18 protein-coding genes are annotated in these 22,774 nt (G+C 29.9%); 11 read left to right on the top strand and 7 right to left on the bottom strand.

From position 1 onward, the window contains the following. The first annotated feature begins 113 nt into the window (after nucleotides 1-113). From B3630_RS08865 to B3630_RS08885, 5 genes are all read left to right on the top strand, one after another. A complete protein-coding gene (locus B3630_RS08865; RefSeq protein WP_346897351.1) occupies nucleotides 114-1,829 on the top strand; it encodes an ABC transporter ATP-binding protein in 1,716 nt (571 codons plus the stop codon). Nucleotides 1,830-1,880: 51 nt separating this feature from the next. Further along, nucleotides 1,881-3,689 (top strand): radical SAM/SPASM domain-containing protein, encoded by a 1,809-nt coding sequence (locus B3630_RS08870; RefSeq protein WP_346897353.1) that lies wholly within the window; start codon nucleotides 1,881-1,883, stop codon nucleotides 3,687-3,689. A 276-nt stretch (nucleotides 3,690-3,965) separates the two neighbouring features. Next, nucleotides 3,966-4,166, top strand: coding sequence for a hypothetical protein (locus tag B3630_RS08875; RefSeq protein ID WP_346897355.1), 201 nt, complete (start codon nucleotides 3,966-3,968; stop codon nucleotides 4,164-4,166). Between the two features lie 63 nt (nucleotides 4,167-4,229). Beyond that, on the top strand, nucleotides 4,230-4,925 hold the full coding sequence (locus B3630_RS08880; protein WP_346897357.1) for a DinB family protein: 696 nt from the start codon (nucleotides 4,230-4,232) through the stop codon (nucleotides 4,923-4,925). Then, entirely contained in the window at nucleotides 4,926-5,390 is a 465-nt protein-coding gene (locus B3630_RS08885) for a hypothetical protein (protein WP_346897359.1), read from the top strand. A gap of 90 nt (nucleotides 5,391-5,480) precedes the next feature. Here the strand turns inward: B3630_RS08885 and B3630_RS08890 are convergent, their stop codons facing one another. Both B3630_RS08890 and B3630_RS08895 read right to left on the bottom strand, forming a co-directional pair. Beyond that, entirely contained in the window at nucleotides 5,481-6,059 is a 579-nt protein-coding gene (locus B3630_RS08890; RefSeq protein WP_346897361.1) for a lytic transglycosylase domain-containing protein, read from the bottom strand. A gap of 233 nt (nucleotides 6,060-6,292) precedes the next feature. Further along, nucleotides 6,293-7,141, bottom strand: a complete 849-nt coding sequence (locus B3630_RS08895; RefSeq protein ID WP_346897363.1) for a Nif3-like dinuclear metal center hexameric protein — start codon at nucleotides 7,139-7,141, stop codon at nucleotides 6,293-6,295. Between the two features lie 311 nt (nucleotides 7,142-7,452). On the opposite strand from B3630_RS08895, the gene B3630_RS08900 reads away from it, so the two are divergent. Continuing rightward, complete coding sequence (locus B3630_RS08900) at nucleotides 7,453-8,442, top strand: DUF4351 domain-containing protein (protein ID WP_346897365.1); 990 nt, start codon at nucleotides 7,453-7,455, stop codon at nucleotides 8,440-8,442. Nucleotides 8,443-8,526: 84 nt separating this feature from the next. On the opposite strand, the gene B3630_RS08905 is transcribed toward B3630_RS08900, so the two are convergent. Continuing rightward, nucleotides 8,527-9,138 (bottom strand): DUF4230 domain-containing protein, encoded by a 612-nt coding sequence (locus B3630_RS08905; protein WP_346897367.1) that lies wholly within the window; start codon nucleotides 9,136-9,138, stop codon nucleotides 8,527-8,529. A 193-nt stretch (nucleotides 9,139-9,331) separates the two neighbouring features. Between B3630_RS08905 and B3630_RS08910 the strand changes: the two genes are divergently transcribed. Continuing rightward, nucleotides 9,332-10,270, top strand: coding sequence for a hypothetical protein (locus B3630_RS08910; protein WP_346897369.1), 939 nt, complete (start codon nucleotides 9,332-9,334; stop codon nucleotides 10,268-10,270). Between the two features lie 98 nt (nucleotides 10,271-10,368). On the opposite strand, the gene B3630_RS08915 is transcribed toward B3630_RS08910, so the two are convergent. Together B3630_RS08915 and B3630_RS08920 are read right to left on the bottom strand one after the other, a co-directional pair. Beyond that, nucleotides 10,369-10,587, bottom strand: coding sequence for a DUF2922 domain-containing protein (locus tag B3630_RS08915; RefSeq protein WP_346897371.1), 219 nt, complete (start codon nucleotides 10,585-10,587; stop codon nucleotides 10,369-10,371). 45 nt (nucleotides 10,588-10,632) lie between these two features. Further along, nucleotides 10,633-10,857, bottom strand: coding sequence for a DUF1659 domain-containing protein (locus B3630_RS08920; protein WP_035131025.1), 225 nt, complete (start codon nucleotides 10,855-10,857; stop codon nucleotides 10,633-10,635). A 303-nt stretch (nucleotides 10,858-11,160) separates the two neighbouring features. Between B3630_RS08920 and B3630_RS08925 the strand changes: the two genes are divergently transcribed. Further along, a complete protein-coding gene (locus B3630_RS08925; protein ID WP_346897373.1) occupies nucleotides 11,161-11,559 on the top strand; it encodes a DUF4489 domain-containing protein in 399 nt (132 codons plus the stop codon). A 96-nt stretch (nucleotides 11,560-11,655) separates the two neighbouring features. Here the strand turns inward: B3630_RS08925 and B3630_RS08930 are convergent, their stop codons facing one another. Further along, nucleotides 11,656-18,957 (bottom strand): hypothetical protein, encoded by a 7,302-nt coding sequence (locus tag B3630_RS08930; RefSeq protein WP_346897375.1) that lies wholly within the window; start codon nucleotides 18,955-18,957, stop codon nucleotides 11,656-11,658. Nucleotides 18,958-19,055: 98 nt separating this feature from the next. Continuing rightward, the gene (locus B3630_RS08935) at nucleotides 19,056-19,481 is read right to left on the bottom strand and encodes a hypothetical protein (protein ID WP_346897377.1); all 426 of its coding nucleotides are present in this window, start codon (nucleotides 19,479-19,481) and stop codon (nucleotides 19,056-19,058) included. Nucleotides 19,482-19,783: 302 nt separating this feature from the next. Between B3630_RS08935 and B3630_RS08940 the strand changes: the two genes are divergently transcribed. From B3630_RS08940 to dnaB, 3 genes are all read left to right on the top strand, one after another. Continuing rightward, nucleotides 19,784-19,996 (top strand): hypothetical protein, encoded by a 213-nt coding sequence (locus B3630_RS08940; protein ID WP_346897379.1) that lies wholly within the window; start codon nucleotides 19,784-19,786, stop codon nucleotides 19,994-19,996. Between the two features lie 521 nt (nucleotides 19,997-20,517). After that, complete coding sequence (locus B3630_RS08945) at nucleotides 20,518-21,396, top strand: conserved phage C-terminal domain-containing protein (RefSeq protein WP_346897381.1); 879 nt, start codon at nucleotides 20,518-20,520, stop codon at nucleotides 21,394-21,396. 1 nt (nucleotide 21,397) lies between these two features. Then, a complete protein-coding gene (gene dnaB / locus B3630_RS08950; protein WP_346897383.1) occupies nucleotides 21,398-22,726 on the top strand; it encodes a replicative DNA helicase in 1,329 nt (442 codons plus the stop codon). Nucleotides 22,727-22,774 lie beyond the last annotated feature (48 nt).

Below are 22,774 nucleotides of genomic sequence, written 5' to 3' on the forward strand. Positions count from 1 at the left end.
GGGAAGTTGCGGTAAGTAAGATTTATTTAAAAGCGTCGTAGATATTCTACGACGTTTTTAAATAACTTAAAATTACAAGCTTATGATGTAATATTAGTAAAAGGGGTATTAAAGTGAAAAGAAAAAATTTATCTTTAAGTAAATATTTTTATTCTAATAAAAAAATATTTTTTATATTAATAATTAGCGATATTTTAGCAGCTTTATCAATGGTGATATGGTCTCTTTTTATGAAGGGATTAGCTGATATTGCTATAGAAGGAAACTTAAAGGGAATAACAAGCTTAATAATTTTTGGATTTTTTTTCTTGGTATCCTTTTTTGTTGTTAATAAATTTAAATGCTATTGCAATAGAAGTTTTATAAGAAAAGTTAATACTGCAATTAAAACAGATGTTTTTAATGCAATTTTATACAAGGATATAAATGAGTTTAATGAAACTAATAGTGGGAAATACATATCTATTCTAAATAATGATATTAATTCTATACAAGGAAATTATTTTAGTAATATACCAAGTATTATAGAAAATATAATTACTTTTTTAGTTGCTTCAGTCACACTATTTATTTATGAGCCTTTAATAGCTATAGTTACTTTAATATTAGCGTGTATTCCTATGTTAATTCCTATAATATTAGGCAAAAAAATATCGGGACAACAAAAAAAATATTTTGATTTTTTAGAAATATATAATAATAAAATAAAAGATATATTTAATGGATTTGAAGTAATAAAAAGTTTTAATGCTGAAAGTCAAACAAAAAAGTTATATAAAAATTCAAACTATAATGTAGAAAACTCTAGATATAATTTTAGTAAATCTAAAGATATGTTGATAATTATACAGTATACATTAAATTATGTGTCAGGAATAATTCAATTAGTATTTTCCATATATCTTGTTTTAACTGGCAAAATTACCTTAGGTGTATTTTTAGGAACAATGCAAATATCAAATTATGTTACAAATCCAATTAGACAAGTATCTGGACAACTAGTTAATTTAAAATCTATAAAATTTATAAAATTAAAAATAGAGCAAATCCTTAATGAATCAAATGAATTCAAGGAATCTAAGATTAATGGACAATCTTTGATTAGATCTATGCCAATTAAAATAGAAAATTTGAATTTTCGATATGACGATGATAATTTAGTTTTAAATAATATTAACTTTATTTTTGAAGAAGGTAAGAAATATGCAATTGTAGGTAATAGTGGTTCAGGAAAATCTACCTTGGTAAAGCTTATAATGAAATATTATGATAACTATGAAGGAAAAATTATTATAGGTGAACAAGAGTTAAGAAGTGTTGATAAAGCTTCCTTGTGTAATAAATTTTCAATGATACACCAAAGAGTAATAATATTTGATGATACGTTAAAAAATAATATCACAATGTTTAAAGATTATGAGAATGAAGATATATTCAAAGCTATAAATGATTCGGCATTGCAAAGTTTAATTGAAGACTTACCGCAGGGGCTAGATACAAAAGTTCAAGAAAGTGGAAACAATTTTTCTGGAGGAGAACAACAAAGAATATCAATTGCACGAGCTTTTTTAAAAAATACATCTGTAATGATATTGGATGAAGTAACATCAAATTTAGATAATGAAACAGGAAGAAAAATAGAGAAAATAATTATTGAAAAAAGTAACTTAACTGCAATAGTAGTAACACACAAATTAGTTGAAAATATCTTAACAAAATATGATTGTATAATTGCATTAAATCATGGAGAGATTTGTGAATACGGTTCTTTTGATGAATTAATGAATAACAAAGGGTACTTTTATAGTTTATATACAGTAAATAATTAATTTTAATAGGATAATTATTATATTAGTATAAAATGGGGGAATTTATATATTATGAAGATAGTTGATAATGTAAATGCATTTTTGAAGATATCAATAGAAGAAGTTAATCCTAAAAATATTGAAGAAGTCTATTTGTTAAAGGGGGGATTTAATTATAAAGATAATGTTATTAATATAGTTGATTTTTTTAATATAGATAAATTTAATGATCCATATATTAACAATGAATTGTGTATTAATAAATATTTTTTATTGAATAGTATGGAGGAATTTAAAAAAAATGGATGGGTATATATTCTTATAAATAAATACTCCAATAAAACTCCCAATGCAGATATATATAACAGTACTTGGTCATTAATGAAAGAAATAGTAGATAGTATAGGATATAAATTACCATTAGTTAGGGGTAGGGTTTGCGATGAATCAATAAACTTTAAAATTTATAACAATAATGAAATTATAACAGAGAAAGAATTTTATACAAAATTTGATGAATATGATTTATCAATGTGGGATTTAAAAATATTATCCAATGAGTTATATAGTAAATCAGCAATATATCATAGGAATACCAATTCATTAATCCTAGTAAATAGAGATAATTCAAGTGGCATTAGTGAATTACAAAATAAATTTAATGATAATAAACTAACCAATCTACAAAAAGTAGCTTACAAAAAATTTATATATGATCATTTTCCGCTAGATAATCAATATAAAATGATTTCTAATGAAAATTTTGTTAGTACAGGTACTCTGAATCATATTGAATTTATGATTCAGTTAGGATGTAATCTAAAGTGTAAATATTGTTATGCTAATGAAGGAACCTATGGATTTACGGAAAATATAGTTTTTGATGAAGAAAGTGCAGTAGAAATACTTAATGGTATTGTTAATAAAGGGATTCACTCAGTAAAGGAAATAACGTTTTTTGGTGGTGAACCTAGTATTTATCCTAAAGCTGTAGAAGCTATATGCAAACATTGTAAATCACTTTATAAAGATGGTCATTTAAAACTAATACCTATATTCAACATGGTTACTAATTGTGTAAGTATGAGTAATGAGTTAATTGAAACAATAAAAGAATATGAAATAAAACTTACTATTAGTTTAGATGGTCCAGAATATATTAATGATAAATTAAGAATAAATAAAAATGATGAGGGTACGTATACCTTGGTTTATAATAATTTAATGAAAATGAAAGAAAATCATATAAAACCCGTATTGATAGAATCTACTTATACAAATATTCATGAAGAAAATAATATTTCGAGGCAGGAGTTAATAAATATGCTAGAAGAAAAATTTTCTATACCAGTTTATTTAGCAGATTGCTCTAGTTTAAAATTTAAACCTGAAACATGTGCGGATATTAATACAGATTTTATTAACCGTATAGATAACAGTATATTAAGTAATGATGATGAAAAGGTAGATAATTTGGCATTAAAATTAATAAGAAAGATACTAGTTGTTTTAAATAATAAGGAATTAAAAAATAATATATATTGTACAGCAGGATATAAGGCAATTAGTGTTTTAGGAAATGGAGATTATTATCCATGTCATTTATTTGTTGGTAATAAAACTTATAAAATCGGAAATATATTAAATGATGAAAGTAAATTAGCATTTAAAAATATTTTACAAAAGAATGATATGGAACTATGTAAAAAATGTTGGGCAAGTGAATTTTGTGATGAGTGCACATATAATATTATAAATAATGATATAAATTCGTGTGATGAAAGAAAAGCCCTTATAGAACATATCATCTTATCATATATAAATTTAAGTACTGAAGACAAGAAAAAATTAATGGATAAATGCACTAATAAAAATTATTAAAAATTTTAATATAAAAATAGTTATTACCATAAAAGAAATCTATATAATAGATACTTTAAAAAGATTAATAATAGTAATTATTATAAATATTTAAATTAGCACTTGGCATAAGTCAAGTGTTTTTTTATATATAAGAATGTCTAACTGATAAATAAGTAATTAGGTGAAATTTAAGTTGTCTATGGTAAAATTATTTTAAATTTACTTTTATTGGTGTATAATTAGTTTTAGAGTTAATAATTAATCTAATCAATAACATTTATAGAGATGAAGTGCTTGATAAAAAATAAAAGAAGTAACAAGATATACACTCCAGGTATTTTTGCTCTTTTTCGAATGTCAATAGGATCTAACTTAGCTACAACTTTGTTTTCTTATCCTTGGCGTGGCATAATTGGAATGTATTCTGGTCTTTTTATTGGGTTTTTATCAGGGAAGCTAGTAGATTATTTAGCTATGAAAAAGGTAAAACACTAAATTAATTTTAGAGTTGATAATTAATTATAAACCATAGGGAACAAATAAAGGGGAGTATATTAAGTGGATTTAAAATCATGGAACGATGATATTAAGGAATTAAGAAAGATAATATTGAAATCAGATAAAATTCAAGAAAGTAAAAGCTTGGCTTTAAGTTTGCATTCAATGGTCCATTTATCCATTATGTCAGGAATAGATAAAAAAACTTTTGAAGATGAATTATGGGAAGGGTTAGATGAAAATACATTTAGAACTTCACAAAATCAAAAGGGACGTACTATCGCCTATGGCATTTGGCATTGCACTAGGATAGAGGATATAACAATGAATTTATTAGTTGCAGGAGATAAACAGATATTTAATAGGGAAAATTGGCAAGAAAAAATCAACTCCAATATCACAGATACTGGCAATGCAATGTCAGAAGATGATATTATGGAATTTAGTAAAAATATAAATATGGAAGAGTTAAAAAATTATAGAATTGAAGTAGGAAGAAGGACAAGAGACATAGTAGAGAATCTTTCAACTCAGGATATGAAAAGAAACTTTGATAAACATAGATTGCAACCTATATTAGACGAGAGAGCAGTATTGGATGTGAAGGCATCAAATTGGCTTATTGATTTTTGGGGTAGAAAGAATGTAGCGGGAATTATATTAATGCCAATGACGAGACATCAAGTGATACACATAAATGAATCTTTAAGTGCAAAAAAAAGTCCAAATCAAAGGCTTTATAATAGGAGGATATAAATGAAGATTAATGATATTATTATTTCAGTGCTTTTAATTTTAATAATACTAAAGCAGATAAGATATATAAAAGACTTGATAATACCAATAAGAAAAAGGCTTATAGAGATTGTTGTTGTATTGTTTGGTATTATTATTCTCATAGGCATTATGTATTTTTATGCTAATACATGGCTTCATTATGCAATAGGAATGTTATGTATCTTTACGTTTATAAGCAGCTGGATTAAGGGCGGAATTAGCTCCCAAGGCTTTATATCAATGTATAGATATAAAGAGATTATATTGTGGAATGAGATTGAGAAAGTTCAAGTAACTAATTCAAAGGATGTAAAAGTTAAACTATTTGGTGGTTTTATGGAGCAAACCTTTCATTTTAAAACCGGTGATTACCATAAAGTTATTAATATTTTAAAAGAAAAATTACCTATGGAAGCAGAGTTAGAACTACATAATTATAAGTAATTATGTAAAAATAAAACTACCCCATTATTCTATTTTGGATAATGGGGTAGTTTCCAAGTAATCACTTAATTTTAATTACTACACCTTAATTTACTTATCTTTATATATTTCTAAATACTTTTTATAATTATAGTCCACTATATCAACATAATTTGCAGTTTCTTTATAAGGGATGTTATTTAGTGTTGCTCCATCACTTGAATAATTACTATCCTGTAACCATTCAGTGGTAATATTCATTCCCGCATTATAGGCTGCAACTACAGTATTTTGCTCAGAAAAATTTTTCTGAAGGATAGAAATAAAAAACACACCATATCGAATATTAGTATCTGCATCAAACAAATCATCATAGGTGGTAGAACTTTCTCCTAACTGAGGTTTTAGCCAGTTGAATGTATCTTCTGTTAGCTGCATTAAACCTCTTGCTTTAGCAGAAGAAATAGCCTGGTTATTAAAATTGCTTTCCTGTTTTATCATTGCATAGACCAAATATTTATCGACATCAAACTCTTTACAATATTTATTTATGGAATCTTTATACTCAATCTGAAAGGTTTCTTGTTCATAAGGATTTTTACTGTTAAAAGAATAAATAAATAACATACCCCAACCAATAATAATTAAAACAAGTAAAAGTTTTTTAAAATTAAATCTTTTTTTCTTCAAAAAAGTTCCTCCTCAAAGCCTTATTTACCATAGGCGAAATAGTTATAGACTTTTTTATATTTTACAACTTATCTATAACTATCTTACTTAATTTAATTATAGATTAAAACACTTAAGGAATTCATTACAAATTTCTTAAGTGTTTAATATATTTATACTATTTAATTTACATTTAAGGAAAGTGTGAAATACACATAAATATTATGTACAATCATTAAACTAATGTAGAAAACTTACATATCCTCGTATACTGGTTCTCCTTCAATAAAAGTAGAAACAAGCCCAAACCTTTCAAAATAAGTACACATCTTTTGACATGCAAATTTTTCAGTAGAATAATGCGTTCCACCCAAAACATTAATATGATTTTTTTGTTCAAGCTCATGAACTTCTAAATAATTTTTGTTGTTCACTGAAATACCTGTAATAAGAACATCCACCTTATTTTCAATCATTTCAGAAACAGTAGCTATATTATTACCTCCACCTGCTACAATGGCCACTCTCCCATCTTTTATATTATTATTTCCATATAGATAGAGGCTTGTATTGTGTCCTAAAGCTTTTGAAAACCTATCATGTAATTCTTCCACGCTCTTGCACTTTGTTTTACCAATTACACCACTTAATGTTCCGCAATACTCCTTAAATGGTTTTTCAATTTCTATATCCAAAATATCGGCTAAAGTTTTACTTGTTGAATATTCACTGAAATTATCTAAGGGTACATGTAAATTATATATTGATATTTTGTTTTCTTTAAACTTATTTATTAATTCTTTATCCATTTGATAGAAGGGTTTTAATCTTCTAATATCCCAAATAGAAGGATGGTGTAGAAATAACATTGCATTTGTTGCTCCATCATCAATAATACTCTGCAAAATTTCTTTAGTAGGAAACACAGCAGAATAAACTGAATTAATTTCATTTGTGAAGTCACAAACCAATCCCATACTTCTTTCTTTAAAATTTGGAGAAAGGTATTCACCTAATTCACCCATGAATCTTGCCCAATCATCTCGCATATCTTTTGTAATAAAATCTCTTTCCAATTGATTATATAAATCAATAGCCCTCATAAAGATCCCCCTAACAATTAATTGTAAACTTTGATTCACTATCTCATACGGTTGTCTATTTGCTTAATTATATATCATATAAATTAATAAACATATAATAATTTGGTATGTATCTATATTTTTAGTCACTAAGGGGTTATACCTTAAGTAATAATAATTAAAGTAAATAAAAATTATTTACCATTTCAAAAAGGTAGCCTATAAAGCGTATAAGAACAAGTGTTTGTGTATATAATTAATATATAGCTATAAAATATATTTAATTTGAGCTCTTTTTAATATATAATTTAATTATAAAGGACGGTGCAAACTTGGAATCAACAAAGGAAAAAGTTAAACTGGATCAGGTATTAAAGTTTTTGTTTTCCACCTCTAATAAGGTTTTGATTAATCTGTTAAATGGAGTTTTTGAAGAGAACTTTAATGTAGATGAGGTTAGTTTAACTGTAAGTAATAATGAGTTTATTGAGGACACTTTAGATGTATTAAGAGGAGATATGTTCTTTAAGGTTTCAAAAAATGAAAATCAAAAAGTAAGTTATCACCTGGAATTTCAAACTAAAAATGATAGCACTATGATAGTGAGAATGTTTGAATATGGCTTTAAAAAGGCGAAGGAAGAATCTGATGAAAATAGTCATGTCAAAAAGATTATTTTTCCTAAGCAAAAGGTCATATTTTTTGAAGAAAATAAAAATATAGAGGATAAATTAAGGTTAAATATAGTATTTCCTGATAGTCAAGAAATTGATTATACAGTACCAGTACTTAAGTATTGGGAATACTCAGATGAGGACCTTATAAATAAAAAGATGTATCCACTTATTCCACTACAATTATTTCAATTAAAAAAGGAATTAATAAAGGCAAACAAGAATAATAACATTGAAAAGATGAAAGAATTATCCTATAAGGCAAAGAAACTAGCAACAAAATTAGCCAATGAATCTAAGGAACTCTTCGATTCTAATGAAATCCTAGGAGAAGACTTTCATAAGATGTTGTTAGCAATACAGAATTTAATAGAATATCTGAATAGAAATTTTATTAAGGATAAAATTTTAGAAAATGAGGTGAATAAAATGACAAAAACATTATTTGATCCAGAGGTTGAAAAGAGGGGAATAGAAAAAGGAAAAGCAGAACTGTTAATTAAGCAATTATTAAAGAAGTTTAAAAATCTCCCAGCAGAGTATGAGGATAAGATAATGAATTTACCCATTAATGCTATTGATAAAATTGGTATGGATATCTTTGATATAAATTCTGTAGAGGAATTGGAAGAGTATTTTAAGATATAAATAATTAATCTATTAAGTCTAAACTAATAATTTTATATGGTCATAATGCTATGTTGAAAAACATAGCATTTTATATTATATGAATTAAGATGTCTCAATCTTAACTTTTACTTCATCAAAACCGCAGTTTAAGAAAATGTTTTTAAGAAGGTCTATAGTGTCTACAGTAACCTTATCAAGGAATCCATCTTTTATTACCCTTTCTTCAGTCTTTGATTTTTCTGCTACAATTTCACTTAACATATCATCCATAGTTAATTTATTAAATATGGAGTTCTTTTCATCAAATATAAAAACCTCATCTTCATTTACATTATGAGTAAGGATAGAACAAGGTGGAATAGTTATGGTAAGTATATTTTTATCTATAGAAAAAGTGGCAGCACTAAAATCTAATCCAGCAGTAATATAGCCATTATATTTAATGACAAAGGATTTCTCAGTAAAAGGAATAGTAATATCCTTAAAGCTTAAGCTATTCTTCACAGAAATCACATTAGAGTAATCATAACGGGAAGTAGCGAGCTCGGATATGGATATAAGTTTTTCAGATACAAAATCACTCTTTTTCTCCAAGTTATTTTTAGTAGTTAAAGAATTTATAAATAAACAAGCAACAATTATAGCTATTACAAAAATCATAATCTTGATCTTCTTAAAAAAGGAAAAGAACTTTTTAATCTTGGATTTTTTCAAAATAATCACCCCGCAAAATTATCTTTTTAATGTTTATGCTATAGGAGTATATAATATGAATGTAATGGGATATAATGGTATAAAGTAAAATATTATCCATGGGGTCAGACCCCGTGACAAAAATATCCAGGGGGTCAGACCCCATTACAAAATTTGGGATATAATCTCCCTTAAAAAAGAAAGGAAATTTAGTATGTTTGAGTATATTAATGAAGAACTTATAGCTGCTAAGGAAAAAATGTGGAGAAAAGAGAAGTTTGAGGGTATGATTAGGCATACGGAAGAAGCTCTTGAAAAAGAAGTAAATAGAAAGATAGAACTTGAAAAAGCTCTTAAAGATGAGGATAAGGATGTAAAAAAGCTTGAATCCTTAAGTATTACTAACATATTTTATTCTATACTTGGAAGTAAGGAGCAGCAACTTGATAAAGAGAGACAAGAGTTCCTTGCAGCAAAGTTAAAGTATGATGAATGTTGCCACTCAGTTCTTATGTTAGAAAAGGATCTTGAATCCTATAAAGTGTCATTTAACAATTTACTTGATGCAGAGGCTGAATATGAAGCAGTATTAAAGAAAAAAGAAGCTTTTATATTAGGTTTAAATAATGAGAACTCTAAAAAGTTACTTGAAATTATGGACAAAATTCCGTCTATTGAAGCTCAGAAGAAAGAGTTACAGGAAGCAATAGCTGCTGGTGATGCTGCTAGAAATGAACTTCAGTTTGTAGTAGACTCTCTTAAAAGTGCTGATGGATGGGGGACCTGGGATATACTAGGTGGAGGTCTTTTAGCTACAGCAGCCAAACACTCTGAAATTGATAAAGCTAAAGAGTATGCACAGAATACAAAAATTGCACTGATGAAATTTCAAAATGAATTAGCCGATGTGGATTTAGCAATGGATATAGATATAAACATTGGTTCTTTTGAAACCTTTGCAGATTACTTTTTTGATGGATTAATATCTGATTGGATTGTACAATCAAAAATCAGTGATTCTTTAAAAAGTGTATGTAACGTTGTATATAATGTGGAGGACATAATAAAATCCCTTAAAGTAAAGCTTAATACTGTAGAAAATGAATTATCTTCAATAAAAGAAAATGTGAAATCACTTATTGAAGAAGTGTAAATATTTGTAATGGGGTCAGACCCCAAGGAAAAAAATGTAATGGGGTCAGACCCCGAGGGAAAAATTTCCTCAGGTCTGACCCCGTTATTTTTGTTATCTTAGGCAAGACTGAACTTAGTAGTTTGTCTTTGGGTAAGCTGTGCTCCGTATTTAGAAGCTAGTGAGCCTCCCTTACTAAGAAAAGCATCCTTAGCAATTATGGTATCCATAAGAGTTGATACCTGAGGTTCAGTGATATCTTGCTTAACCCCTAAAATTGATAAATTAACTTTATCTCCACTGGCATTAATAAAAGTCATTAATAATGAATATTCCATAGTTTAATTTCCTCCTTTCTCTAGGATAAGTCACAGTTAATACTATTAAGCATTAACTAATTTTGAAGTTTCATTTAAGTAACTATCTCTAGTAGAAGCACTTAAAACATCTTTAATAGCCTCAGCTACATCAAAAACATTTTGAGGATCAACACTAGGTTTTACTCCAGAAAAAGTTTTTTTCTTATAAATTGTAGCTCCAGTCTTATCAGTTCCGTTTTCAACTTCAATATGAAAAGAAGTGGTGTTTAAAACTTTATCTACTGCCATTAAATTCACCTCCTTATCAGTGGTTTCAATGATTATATATGCTATTTTAAAGATAAATGGAAAATAAAATTTGAGCAAATATATATTTTTTATTACAGAATGTTTTAGATTTAATTATAAACTTTTTATTCCATACTTATTAAAAATGAAGTCATAGTAATTTCTAATTATTGCATCCACAATAGTATTCATAGGTTCATTAATTCTATATCAATTATAAATAACGAACATATAATATAATGTAGGAGGTTTATGTTGTATTAACAAATTGTTAATGTAATCTAAATAGAAGGGGAATTAATTATGAGTTCAAATATGCGAGATTGTTACGCCTATGGGACGATTTTGAAAAAAGGAAATCAGATATCGAAATTTATTAAATTACCAGTAGAAGAAGGAATTATATATACACCAACTACAGTTGCTGCAATCACTATTGATCCATCATGCTTGTGTAATACAAAAATAAAATTAGATTTTATATTAAATGTAGATAAGCCAGAGGGGATTCCATCTATAAATGTTGGTTTTCAAGTATTTAGAACCTGTAGCAATGAGTTTCAAAAGATACCAATAGGATCTCAACAGAATTATATAATCACGGGAAGCAATAAAAGTATATATACATTTTCCGTATATGATTATGAAATGGTTGAAAATAAATCATGTATCTATACAGTAGAAGCCACTGTATTTGCATAAAAGATAAAAGGTTAGTTCTTAAATTAAATTTGAACTAACCTTTTTTATTAGAAAAAAGAAGTAATATTTAGTACTTTAGCTTAAATATCTGTAAGATTAATAATTATTTTTATTAATCTTTTTACAAATAATGTCCTCATTACATGTTGTATATATAGTCCCACATGAATAGCTTGTAATTTTTATAAAGGGTGAAAATGGATCAAATTCTACCTGGTTTGAATTTAAGGTTTCAAAATAATCACTACCACCAGAGGTTACTGTAAAATATCCACTTGCTAAGTTGATAACTGGTTCTGTAGGTTGTGTTGCAACTTTTACAGAAAATACAGCGGTAAAAGATTCTCCTGGATTCAATGGATTAAAAGACCAAAGAATAAAACCGCCAACTGGTTCACCACTATGAGTTAAGGTTCCTATTGGAACAGATACTTCTGACACAAAGCCAAGATTATTTGACAGTGAATCAGAAACAATTACATCATATATAGGGTTAGGACCGGTATTTGTAACAGTTAAACTATATTCCAATATTTGACCTACATAACCATTTATAGGGGTATCCGTAAAGCTACCTTGTTGAGATACATTTCTCTGAAGTTTAGTAATTTCCATGAAACTATTTGTAACATTCACAGTAGCTGAAGAGTTCACAGGTTCAGCAGCAGTTTGTGGATCTATAAACCAATTTACATAACTTTCATTAATTTGGCTATCAATTAATGTTATAGGGTTAACATTGGCAGAAACAACTATGGTTTCGAAGGTATACACGTAAACAACTTCACCATTGGTAGCATCTACAAATGGAATAACTGGGAAGTTAATTAAATGACCCATTCTAGATTCTATAATTATAGGAGAGTCGTTTAATGTAGCATTATTATTATATTGTTGCCCAACTGGAATTATATCTGAAAGTTGAACATTATAAGCTAAGGTACCATTAGGAATTGTAAGGGTAATAGTATAAGTTATAACTTTTCCTATTACTGTATTAGTTATATTGGAATTTTTTTCAAGTTGCAATTCAGGATAATTTAGTTGAACTTCATTTGTATCTATAGGACCAAACTCTATTGGAGTTGTTGTATTACTATTATAGGTATAGGTTGCAAAGTTCGTAGTATTACCACCAGCACCTACTCCTTCAAGTACTTCGATATCGAAAATCATAGTAAAAGTTTCTCCGGCAGGTATAGAATCAATAACCCATGTAACTGTACGAGTTAGGTTATCATAAGACGCAATACCATCTGTAATAAATTCAATAATAGTGAAACCATTAAAAGGATCAAGTACATCTGTTATAACTACATTATAAGCAGGAGAGGCTCCAGAGTTAGTTACAGCAAGTTTATATCTTATTATATCTCCTACATTAACTGATAATGGTTCAATAATAAAACAAGTATCTTCTGTACAATTACTATGACTTTTTATTATATCTATAGATGGCCTATTTACATTAATATCCAAACTGTCTGATAAAGGATTGCCAGGGTCACCTTGTGGATTTATTGAATAATTTCCAGTGGCGTTATTGGTTTGTATTTCTGTATATGGAGGTAAATTATTACCTGTTACCACCCTTGCATCAAAGGTAAAGTCAAGAGTAACTTCACCAGCTGTGGCATCAATAATTGATTGGGTTGGAAAAGTTACAGTCTGACCTACTTGAGTAACTTCTACAGGAGTTCCACCTATAGATGCGTTGTTCGTGTAGTTTTGTCCAGGGGGTAGAGTATCAGACACTATTAAATTATAAGCTACAGTTCCATTTGGGATAGTCACCCTTAAGGTATAAGTTATAACATCTCCAAGTTGAACATCTACGCTAGAAGCTAATTTATCAAACTGTAGTGAAGGTAGTTCAGCTAATACAGTATTTGAAGTTATTGGACCATACTCAATATTTGGTATTGAACTTACTGCGTTAAAGGTTGCTGTAAAGGCATTAGGTATTGTGCTACTTGAACCTCCTCCAGGCAAAACTAAAGCCCATACTATAGCATGTACAGTGGTTAAAGGTGCAATAGAGTTTATCATCCATATAAAATTATTATCATCTATAAGTTTAGCACCAACAGAATGAGTGATATTAACAATTTGTAGTAATGGAGAAAAAGTATCATTAACATTTACATGAAAAACTTCTGTTAGCCCAGGATTTGTAATAGATAATTTATAGTAAATCAAATCTCCTACAGAGGTTTGAATAGGAGTTGAAACAAAGGGACCTCCTATATCATTACTCTGAGTTTTTTCTAGAATAAGATTGCTATTGGTAACATAAACTGTAGCCTCACTGTTCTGCGGAGTTCCAGGATTTAATCCACCAGGATCTAAATCCCAGGTTACTGTGGCGGTATTAATCTGAAGCTGCTGTGGAGTCACAGTTATACTATTTATGGTTGCATCAAATGTGTATACTATTGTTATTGGAGCTAAAGTAGCATCAACAACTGGTATTATAGGTGTTACTAATGGATTTGTTGATAATGGTACAGTTATAACATTATCAACTACTAAAGTTCCAGGGTTATAAGTCTGCTCTGGAGGAAGTATATCTATAAGCTGAACATTATATGCTACATTTCCCAAAGGAATTGTAACTTCTACAGTGTAATTTACAACATCTCCAACGAATAAAGCATTTTTATCTACAGTTTTTATAATTTCAGGATCATTATAATTAAATGCTACTTTATTAGATAATGCAGGTCCTAAAGTTGTAGGATTTGTATCAAGAGTATCATATAGTGTTGAAGAATGGTTAGTTACAGAAGTACCAGGTGCAGGCCCTGAGTTTACATCAACTTGGAATACAAGGATTTCAGATTCTCCTGGAGAAATTGGACCGGGATTAATTATCCAATTAATTGTACCACCTGGTCCTGGAGTAGGTATTATCACTCCTGCAGTTACACTTGTTAAACTAAGATAAGTTAGAGAAGAATCTAGAATATCTGTGGTAACTACATTATACGCAGGAGATGTTCCATCATTTGTAAGAGTTATCCTATATTCAACAACATCAGAAGTAGATATATTTAAAAGTGGAGATGTTGTAAAGCTACCATCTGGTATCAGTCGCTGTTCCTTTAATGCATTGATATGAGGTGTTCGTATTTCTACATCATAAGTATCAGATACTGATGCAACTACTCCTAATGGTGTAATCTCCCAGTGAATATCTGCTGTATTTGATTGGATTTGAGTATAAGGTGGAACTGTTACACCGCTTATTACCACAGTATCAAAAGTATATATTAATGTCATAGGTCCTAACCTTGAAGCTTCGGAATCTGTATAAAGTAGTTCATTTGGGGAGGCAATTAGTGTACCCAATGGTAATGGTGTTCCACTAAATGTTCCTGGAACATAATTTTGTTCAATAGGGATAATATCTCTAAATGATAGATTGTATACGGCAACTTCACTTGGAATTGTTACCGTTAGAGTATAGTTTATTATACTTCCTATAGTAGCTACGCTAGTATTAGCTGTTTTAAAGAAAGAAATTAAAGGTGTATCTAGAGTAACTGTATTAGAATTCTCATTATAAGTTATTGGATTTACATCATTAGAGTCGTAGGTGGAGGTTGCAGTATTAGATATACTATCACCAGCACCAATTCCGCTATTTATATCTACTTGAAATTCATAAATTGCAATGGAGCCATTAGCTAATTCAGGAATATTCCAATTCAAAGATGGTCCAGGTGGGGTAACTGTACCTATTGTAGGTCCAGATATAGTTCCAATAAAAGTTATTTTGTTACTTAATACATCATCTAGATTAACATTATAAGCAGGAGAAGCACCATTAGATGTTATTGTAAGTCTATAATAAATAATATCTGTTGGATAGGCTGAGATATTAGAAGTTGTATAGCTTCCACCAGTACTTACATTTCTTTGTTCCTTTAATATAGTGATGTTAGGAGTTTTTACAGTAATGTTTATATTAGATGATCTATTTACACTTTGACCAATTGGAGTTCGACGCCAATTAATATTGGATCTATTTGTTTGAATTTCTTGAAAAGGAATACTATGGGTAGCACTTGTTATTCTTGCTACAAAAGTATAAGTTAGTGTTCGTGTTCCAGAAGTTGCATCTATATTAGGATCCGTTGGGAAAGTAATATTAAGACCTACTACAGTTGGTATTACTGGTAATACTGGACCTCCAGTATCTTGCCTTGTGGCTGGACCAATATAAGTTTGCCCTATGGGAAGGATATCCGTCAAAATAGGACTATAGGCTATAGTTCCATTAGGTACCGTATAGGTAATAGTATAGGTAATATCATCTCCTATTTCCCCTTCAGTAATGGATGAGGTTTTCAATATAGTTACAGCAGGGGCTACAAGTTGTACAGTGTTTGTATTTATAGGTCCATAGGTTACTTCAAATCCATTATTGTTTGAGTTATATATAAATGAAGAACTGTTTGGAATTCTACCATCAGATCCTATTCCAGTTAATGTAGTTACAGTGAATGTGAGTGTAGCACTAGCACCTGATGGAATAATTGGTATCTCCCAAGTGATAGTATTCCCTATATTAGAAGCTGAGCCATTAGTTGTAGAAATTGACCCTGAATTAAAGGATAATAGTGGATTTACGATATCAGTTAAAACAGTATTAAAGGCTGATTCAGCTCCAGTGTTAGTTAAGGTAATTCTGTACTGGATGATGTCCCCTATGCTATAGATTAAATTTCCAGATGTAAAATTACTTCCAGTTGAAACGTTTCTTTGTTGTTTGCTACCTATAAGATTAGGTGTCCTTACCTGAAGGGTAGCAGAAGTATTAAATGGAACAGCTGGAGTACCTAAATTATCAAGATCCCAATTTACAGTAGCATCATCAATTTGATTTTCAATAAAAGGTGGGACGTGAGTACCACTTACAACTCTTATATCAAAGGCATAAACTATTGTTACTGCCTCAGTGGAGGCATCGACAAAGGGAATCATTGGAAAGGTTACTGTATCTCCTACAACAACTGGGAGGATAGATACGCCATCCTTAGTTGCATTTCCTTCGTAGGCTTGAGTAGCCACAGGAAATTTATCTGTTACCTGTATATTATACGCAGTAGTTCCAAGAGGAACTGTAACTTGAAGTAGATAAGTTACTAAGTCACCTATTTTGGAGGATATTGGCGATATAAGTTTGGTTATGGTGATTCCTAAAGCTATCAAAGTAGTAGAGGCGGCAAAAGGAGCTCCAGGAAATTTATATGATCTATCTGGCTGTGAATAAGGTCTTTGAAGTTCTGCATTATTGATATAACTTTGACCACTAACAACAAGGGGTGTAATTAGTACATCATAGGTAAATGTTAAACTTTCATCAGGAGCAAGTTTTAAAATAGTCATAGATATATTTTGACCTACAAAGGTTGGCGTTGAATAGATACCTGTACCAATGACACTGTAAGTTCCTGTATAGCTAAGGCCAGTAGGGATTACATCTGTTAAATCCATTTCAAAGGCGTCAGTTACATTGCCATCTTGATTTTGAGGATTAGAAATCGTAATGGAATAGGTATAGGTTTCACCAGCTTTTATAGCATTTATATCAGGTCCTGTCACTGTTTTTTCAAAGGTTATATTTGGCTCACCAAAAGTGACTTCAACTTGATCTCGACTACTGTAACCAAAACCTTGTGTGTCCATACCTCCAAGCTTAGCAAGGTTATTATTTTTACCTACAAAATCTACATCTGCAACAGGAATAATAAAATTAGCAGTCCAAAAACTATTTCCAGGTACTGTACCCAAAGCCCATCTTAAACCGTTTGGAGATACAGTGATTGGGGTAAAAGAGGTACCAAGAGTTCCACCGTAAGTTACTGGTAGAGTATCAGTTAGGGGTCCCATATTTAGTGGAGCATATTCATCTATTTCAATACCTAGTTGTGGAGCTGTAAGACCTAAAGAACTATAAGTGATTATAAATTCCACACCATCTCCAGGAGCAACTACGTTGCTTGTTTTTAAACTACCATCTTTATAGAAGTAATTAACTATTTCTTTTGAAATACTAGGTAAACCTATACCTATACGCGTACTAGAGTTATCAGGTGTAGGTGTTATAGTAGTATCATTTGTACCTGTAATTGTAACATTATTATTTAGTGAATCCCCAGCACTTACAGGGCCTCCTAGGTAATAATTATTGCTTGTTGTAGTACTAAAGGTAATGGTACCAGCTTTACCTGTAGTGAGTGGACCAAGATTCCAAGTTAAGGTAGTGGTGCCGTTAGGATTTATTGGTGGGTTAGGGTTAACAGGTAATAAAGATGCAGAGCCTATATTATAGGTTTGGCCATTACCTATAACATCGGTTATAACAACATCATCTACATCATCATATTGGTTTATTCTATAGGTTAGAGTATAGTTGTTTATTTGTCCAACATCTGTAGAAGAGGATGATACACCTTTATTAATAGTGGCATCCATAGCATTAGTTACAACTATACCTTGAACTGGTCCAGAAGCTCCATTCAACGTTGACACATTTTGAAGAGGTGTCATATGTGAGATTTTATCTCCACTATTTTCAATACAGTTTGCTGTATAGTTATCCCAAATAGCAGCGTCAAATACAATTGTATTTACGCTATTAGGTGACAATGTCACAGTTCCCCAGTCAATAGTTACAAAATCTTGACACAAGGGACCTACTGAAGGCGTAATTATAGTAGGAGTAGAAAGTTCTAAACTATCTGGGCCAGTTACTGAAAGATTTCCAAGATATCTTACTCCATTTGGGAAATTATCAATTAAGGTAATAGTAGAAGGGGTTAGGCTATTATTCATAATTGTTAAAGTGTATTGATATGGCCAAATCGGTGGAGTAATAGGGCTTAAAAGTCCGGCTCCTTTTGGAATTTTACTTGGACCAGTTTTTGCAATATTATATCTAAGTGGTATAAAATTAGCAGAATCAGACTTAGTTATTTGAACATTCCCTGGATCATCATTACTTCTAGGCATGGTATCTAATGTACCCTCGAGATCAACGCTTATTAATGGTATATCAAAAGGAACAGGCAGCCCACTATCTCTAAAAAATTCATCAGACTTTAAAGTAATTCCTAGATTGTATCCAATTTCATTGGATTCTAAATCTTTTATACTTTTCCATGTAAGTATAATGGTTCCATTTGTGCCCTCTGTAGTTGAAGTTGGCGGTATGAGTCCACCAGCATAAGAAACACCATCAGGTAAGGTCAAAACTACTGACAGATTATATCCTTTCTCTGTTAAACTTGTATTTGAAAATGATAGGTTTACATCGCTAGTCATGCCAATAACTGCTCTTATTGGGTCAGGAGATATGCTTAGATTAAAATCGTTGGGGTCTAGTGCCATAAAATCACTTCCTTAGGTTTTATAAAAATCATAGTATAATATATTCTTTAGCAGTAGTATAAGTGCCTTGAAAGCTATTTTATATTTGGTAAATATTGTTATAAAGTATTAAATCCATCCTTATTGAAAATAAAGTCATAGTAATTTCTAATTGCTGCATCCACAATGGTATTCATATAAACATTAACATTGGGATGAACAGCTTTAATTTCATTTAGCATTCTAACAGTGGAATTTCTTATTTTATAACATCTCTGAGTATCAAAGAATTCACCATCTATGGGTGGAGTTATTCCAGGAGCTTCAGTTTTAACCTTGCGATTATTAGTAAAGCTATCAACAGAAGGTGGTAGAGAAGTTAGATTAGCTGTGGATAAATTCTCCTTAGAGAGAGTATCTTTTTCAAAATTAAAGGATGATATGGGAATACCAGTTATGGCCTCACAGATGCCATTAAGTTCTTCCAAATCTTCTTCAGAATTAAATTCATCTATGGGATCATTAATTTTATTTTCTTTTTTCATGAAAAACCTCCTTATAAATTATTTAACACTTACTATATATGCTTTTATTAAGAAAATTCACTAGAGTCAATGATTAAAAAAAGATTTGGATAATATTTATTGGGATTTCAATATATGAAATTGTAATCTTATGCAGTAAAATCATACTTTCATGTATTTTTATGGAATGTAAAACATTAAATGCATTATAATAAATTTAGCACATATGCAAACCAAAAGATTGTCTTAAACATTATTGAAGGTTTAAATTTTGATATTAAAGGGAAGAATAATTGATAATAGTGAGTTGAGGAGAATTAAGTATGAAAGATATAAGGAGAAAGAAATCCAAAGGAATTCAATTAAGTAGGAATATTTTCATTTTAGTTATAGCTATATTACATCAACCTATTAGTAAAATTATTGAAAATAGAAACCTATATGTTGCTTTTAATTTAGCTTATTTATTGCTTGCGATATATTTTATTACATTACTTTTGAAAGATATTGGGTATTGTAAAAGTAAAACTCAGTAAGTTATTTTAACAAAGTTTAAGAAAGTATTATAATTAGTAATTAACATACAGTGCTTATTAGAGAAAGCCTTGAAACCCCCATAAACACAACAAATAGTTAACTATATTACTATTTAACTATTTTTCTATATTCCTATATTCATATTTATATATTTCTATAGGTATATAGTTTTCTAGGTAAAATGTGGTGTAATTTAATGTGAGATTTTAGTAATATAATTTAATGAAAATCAGATTTTTACAATGTGGTTTCGGCAACGTTATTAAAAATAAAAGGCTGCGTATTTCACTAGAATCTTTAAGGGATGTCCATCAATATTTCCATAGCTTGTATATTTTATCACTGTAATTTTCAATAGAGCCAAATAAAAAAATAATATTGTATAAGTATTTTAGACAATTCAGCATTAACTTCTGGATTGTCTTTTTCATTTTCTATAGAATAATTTTCCACTTTTCGTATAAATTGCTTATTTAGTATATAGAGATACTTATTTAAATAAAGATAGGAGAGGAAGATTATGAAACATACAATTATGGGTTTTAGGCAGGATAAATTAATAAAATTTGGACTAGATATTATTGATGCAAGTATTCTTAGGTATTTCATTGATTTTAAAGAAAGTAATAGAATGAACACAAGGGAGGTAGAGGGACATATTTATTATTGGCTTCGTTATGATGCAGTTTTAAGAGAGTTTCCTGTTTTTGAAATTAAGAAATGTACAGTTCAATCTAGATTTTTTAAATTGAGAGATGCAGGAATGCTTACTCATTTGGTAGTGAGGGAAAAGGGAACATACTCCTTTTTTGGCTTAGGTGAAAATTATAAGGAACTTATAACTAGAGAAGGAGCAGAGGAGGAAAACTCTAAGGGTATTAATGAAGGAGCTAAAGGTATGGATGAAAAATTTAAGGGTATTGATGAAAAATCTAAGGGTGTGGATGAAGAATCTAAGGGGTGTGGATTTAAATCTACAACAAATAATCTCTCTACTAAAGACTTATCTACTAAAATAAATAAAAATCTTCTTTTGGAGAAAAGTGCTTTTGAAATAATAGAATATCTAAATTTGAAAACAGGAAAAAACTTTAGAAGCTCAACAAAGATAACTATTAGGCTTATTAAAGCAAGGTTTAGTGAAGGCTTTACCATAGAGGACTTTAAAACCGTTATTGATAATATGAAATATAAATGGACAGGCACCAAGTTTCAGCAATATTTAGTTCCGACTACTCTCTTTGGCAATAAATTTGAGACCTATCTAAATCAAGAAAGAAAACCAGAAAAGGAAAGTGACGGGAAATTTAAGAGGGGAAATATGGTCCTTAGTGATGAAAGAAATAAAGTTGAGTTAAAGGAAAAGCTAAAGAATATAGTTTTGAAGGAGGACATGTAGCATGGATATGGTGATGCCACATAGTTTAGAAGCAGAGCAGGTAGTCCTTGGGGTCTTAATTAACGATAAGGATAAAATTTATGAAGTGGAGGATATTTTAAACTTAGAAGATTTTTATTATGAAAATCATAAAGTGATTTATAGGGGGATTTTAAATCTTAGAGCTAGGGAGATTAATATAGATTTAATAACCCTTTCCGAGGAACTAAAATCTAGGGAAGTTTTAGAAAAATGCAATGGTATAACATACCTTTCTAAGCTTTCTAGTTCTGCTGTGTACTTAAGTAATATAAGAAATTATTGTGAAATTATCATGGATAAGGCAAGCAGAAGAAGGGTTATAAAGGCTTGCAGAAAAGCCATTGATGAGAGTCATGGAGAGTTCCTTGTAGACCAAGTGGTGGAAGAGTTAGAGGATAATATTCATAAAGCCTATAGCAGTGAAGCCATGGAAGATATGGAACCCATTATGGATACACTGGAGAATACCATAAGTCATATTGAAAAAAGATACCTGGATAAAAGGGCCCTTGAAGGTATTTCCACGGGGTATAAGGACCTAGATGCAGTAACCTCAGGCTTAAAAGCTGGAGAACTAGTTATTATAGCTGCAAGACCCTCCATGGGAAAGACAGCCTTTGCTTTAAATCTTGCCCAACATGTTTCTAAAGAGGCAAAGGTGGGCTTATTCTCCTTAGAAATGCCAAAGAACCAACTTGTACAAAGAATGCTTTCTGCTAGATGCTTGGTTTCTTTAAAAAATATACAGAGTGGAAATCTAGAAGAAGACCACCTAAAGAAGCTTATTATAGGAGCCTCAGAACTTTCAAAGAGAAAAATTTTCATAGATGACACATCAACTACACTTTCAACCATAAGAGGAAAGGCGAAGACTTTAAAGGAAAAAGAAGGTTTAGATGTGATAATAATTGATTATCTTCAGCTCATAGAATCTGTTGGAGTAAGTTCATCTAGAGAGCAAGAAGTTGCAAAGATATCAAGGGAGCTAAAGGTAATGGCAAAATCCTTAAAAATTACCGTCATAGCACTAGCTCAACTCTCCAGGGCAGCAGAAAGCAGGAATGATTCAAGACCAATGTTATCAGACCTAAGAGAATCTGGCTCCATAGAACAAGATGCAGATATGGTGCTCTTTCCTTACAGGGAAAGTTATTATGACGCTGAAAATAAAGATAAAAATAAGGAGGAAGATAGGGAAACACCTAAAGAAATCATGGAAATTATCATAGGTAAAAATAGAAATGGTGAAGTGAGAAATGTAAATCTAGGATGGATTGGAAAGTATCAGAGAGTGTTGGGGCTTCGGTAGAGGTCTAATAGATAATTTCATGTAATTAATTTATACTTTTAAGCAAAA

The sequence above is a fragment of the Clostridium sp. UBA7503 genome, assembly GCF_002477055.1.
GTDB classification, from domain to species: domain Bacteria; phylum Bacillota; class Clostridia; order Clostridiales; family Clostridiaceae; genus Clostridium_J; species Clostridium_J sulfidigenes.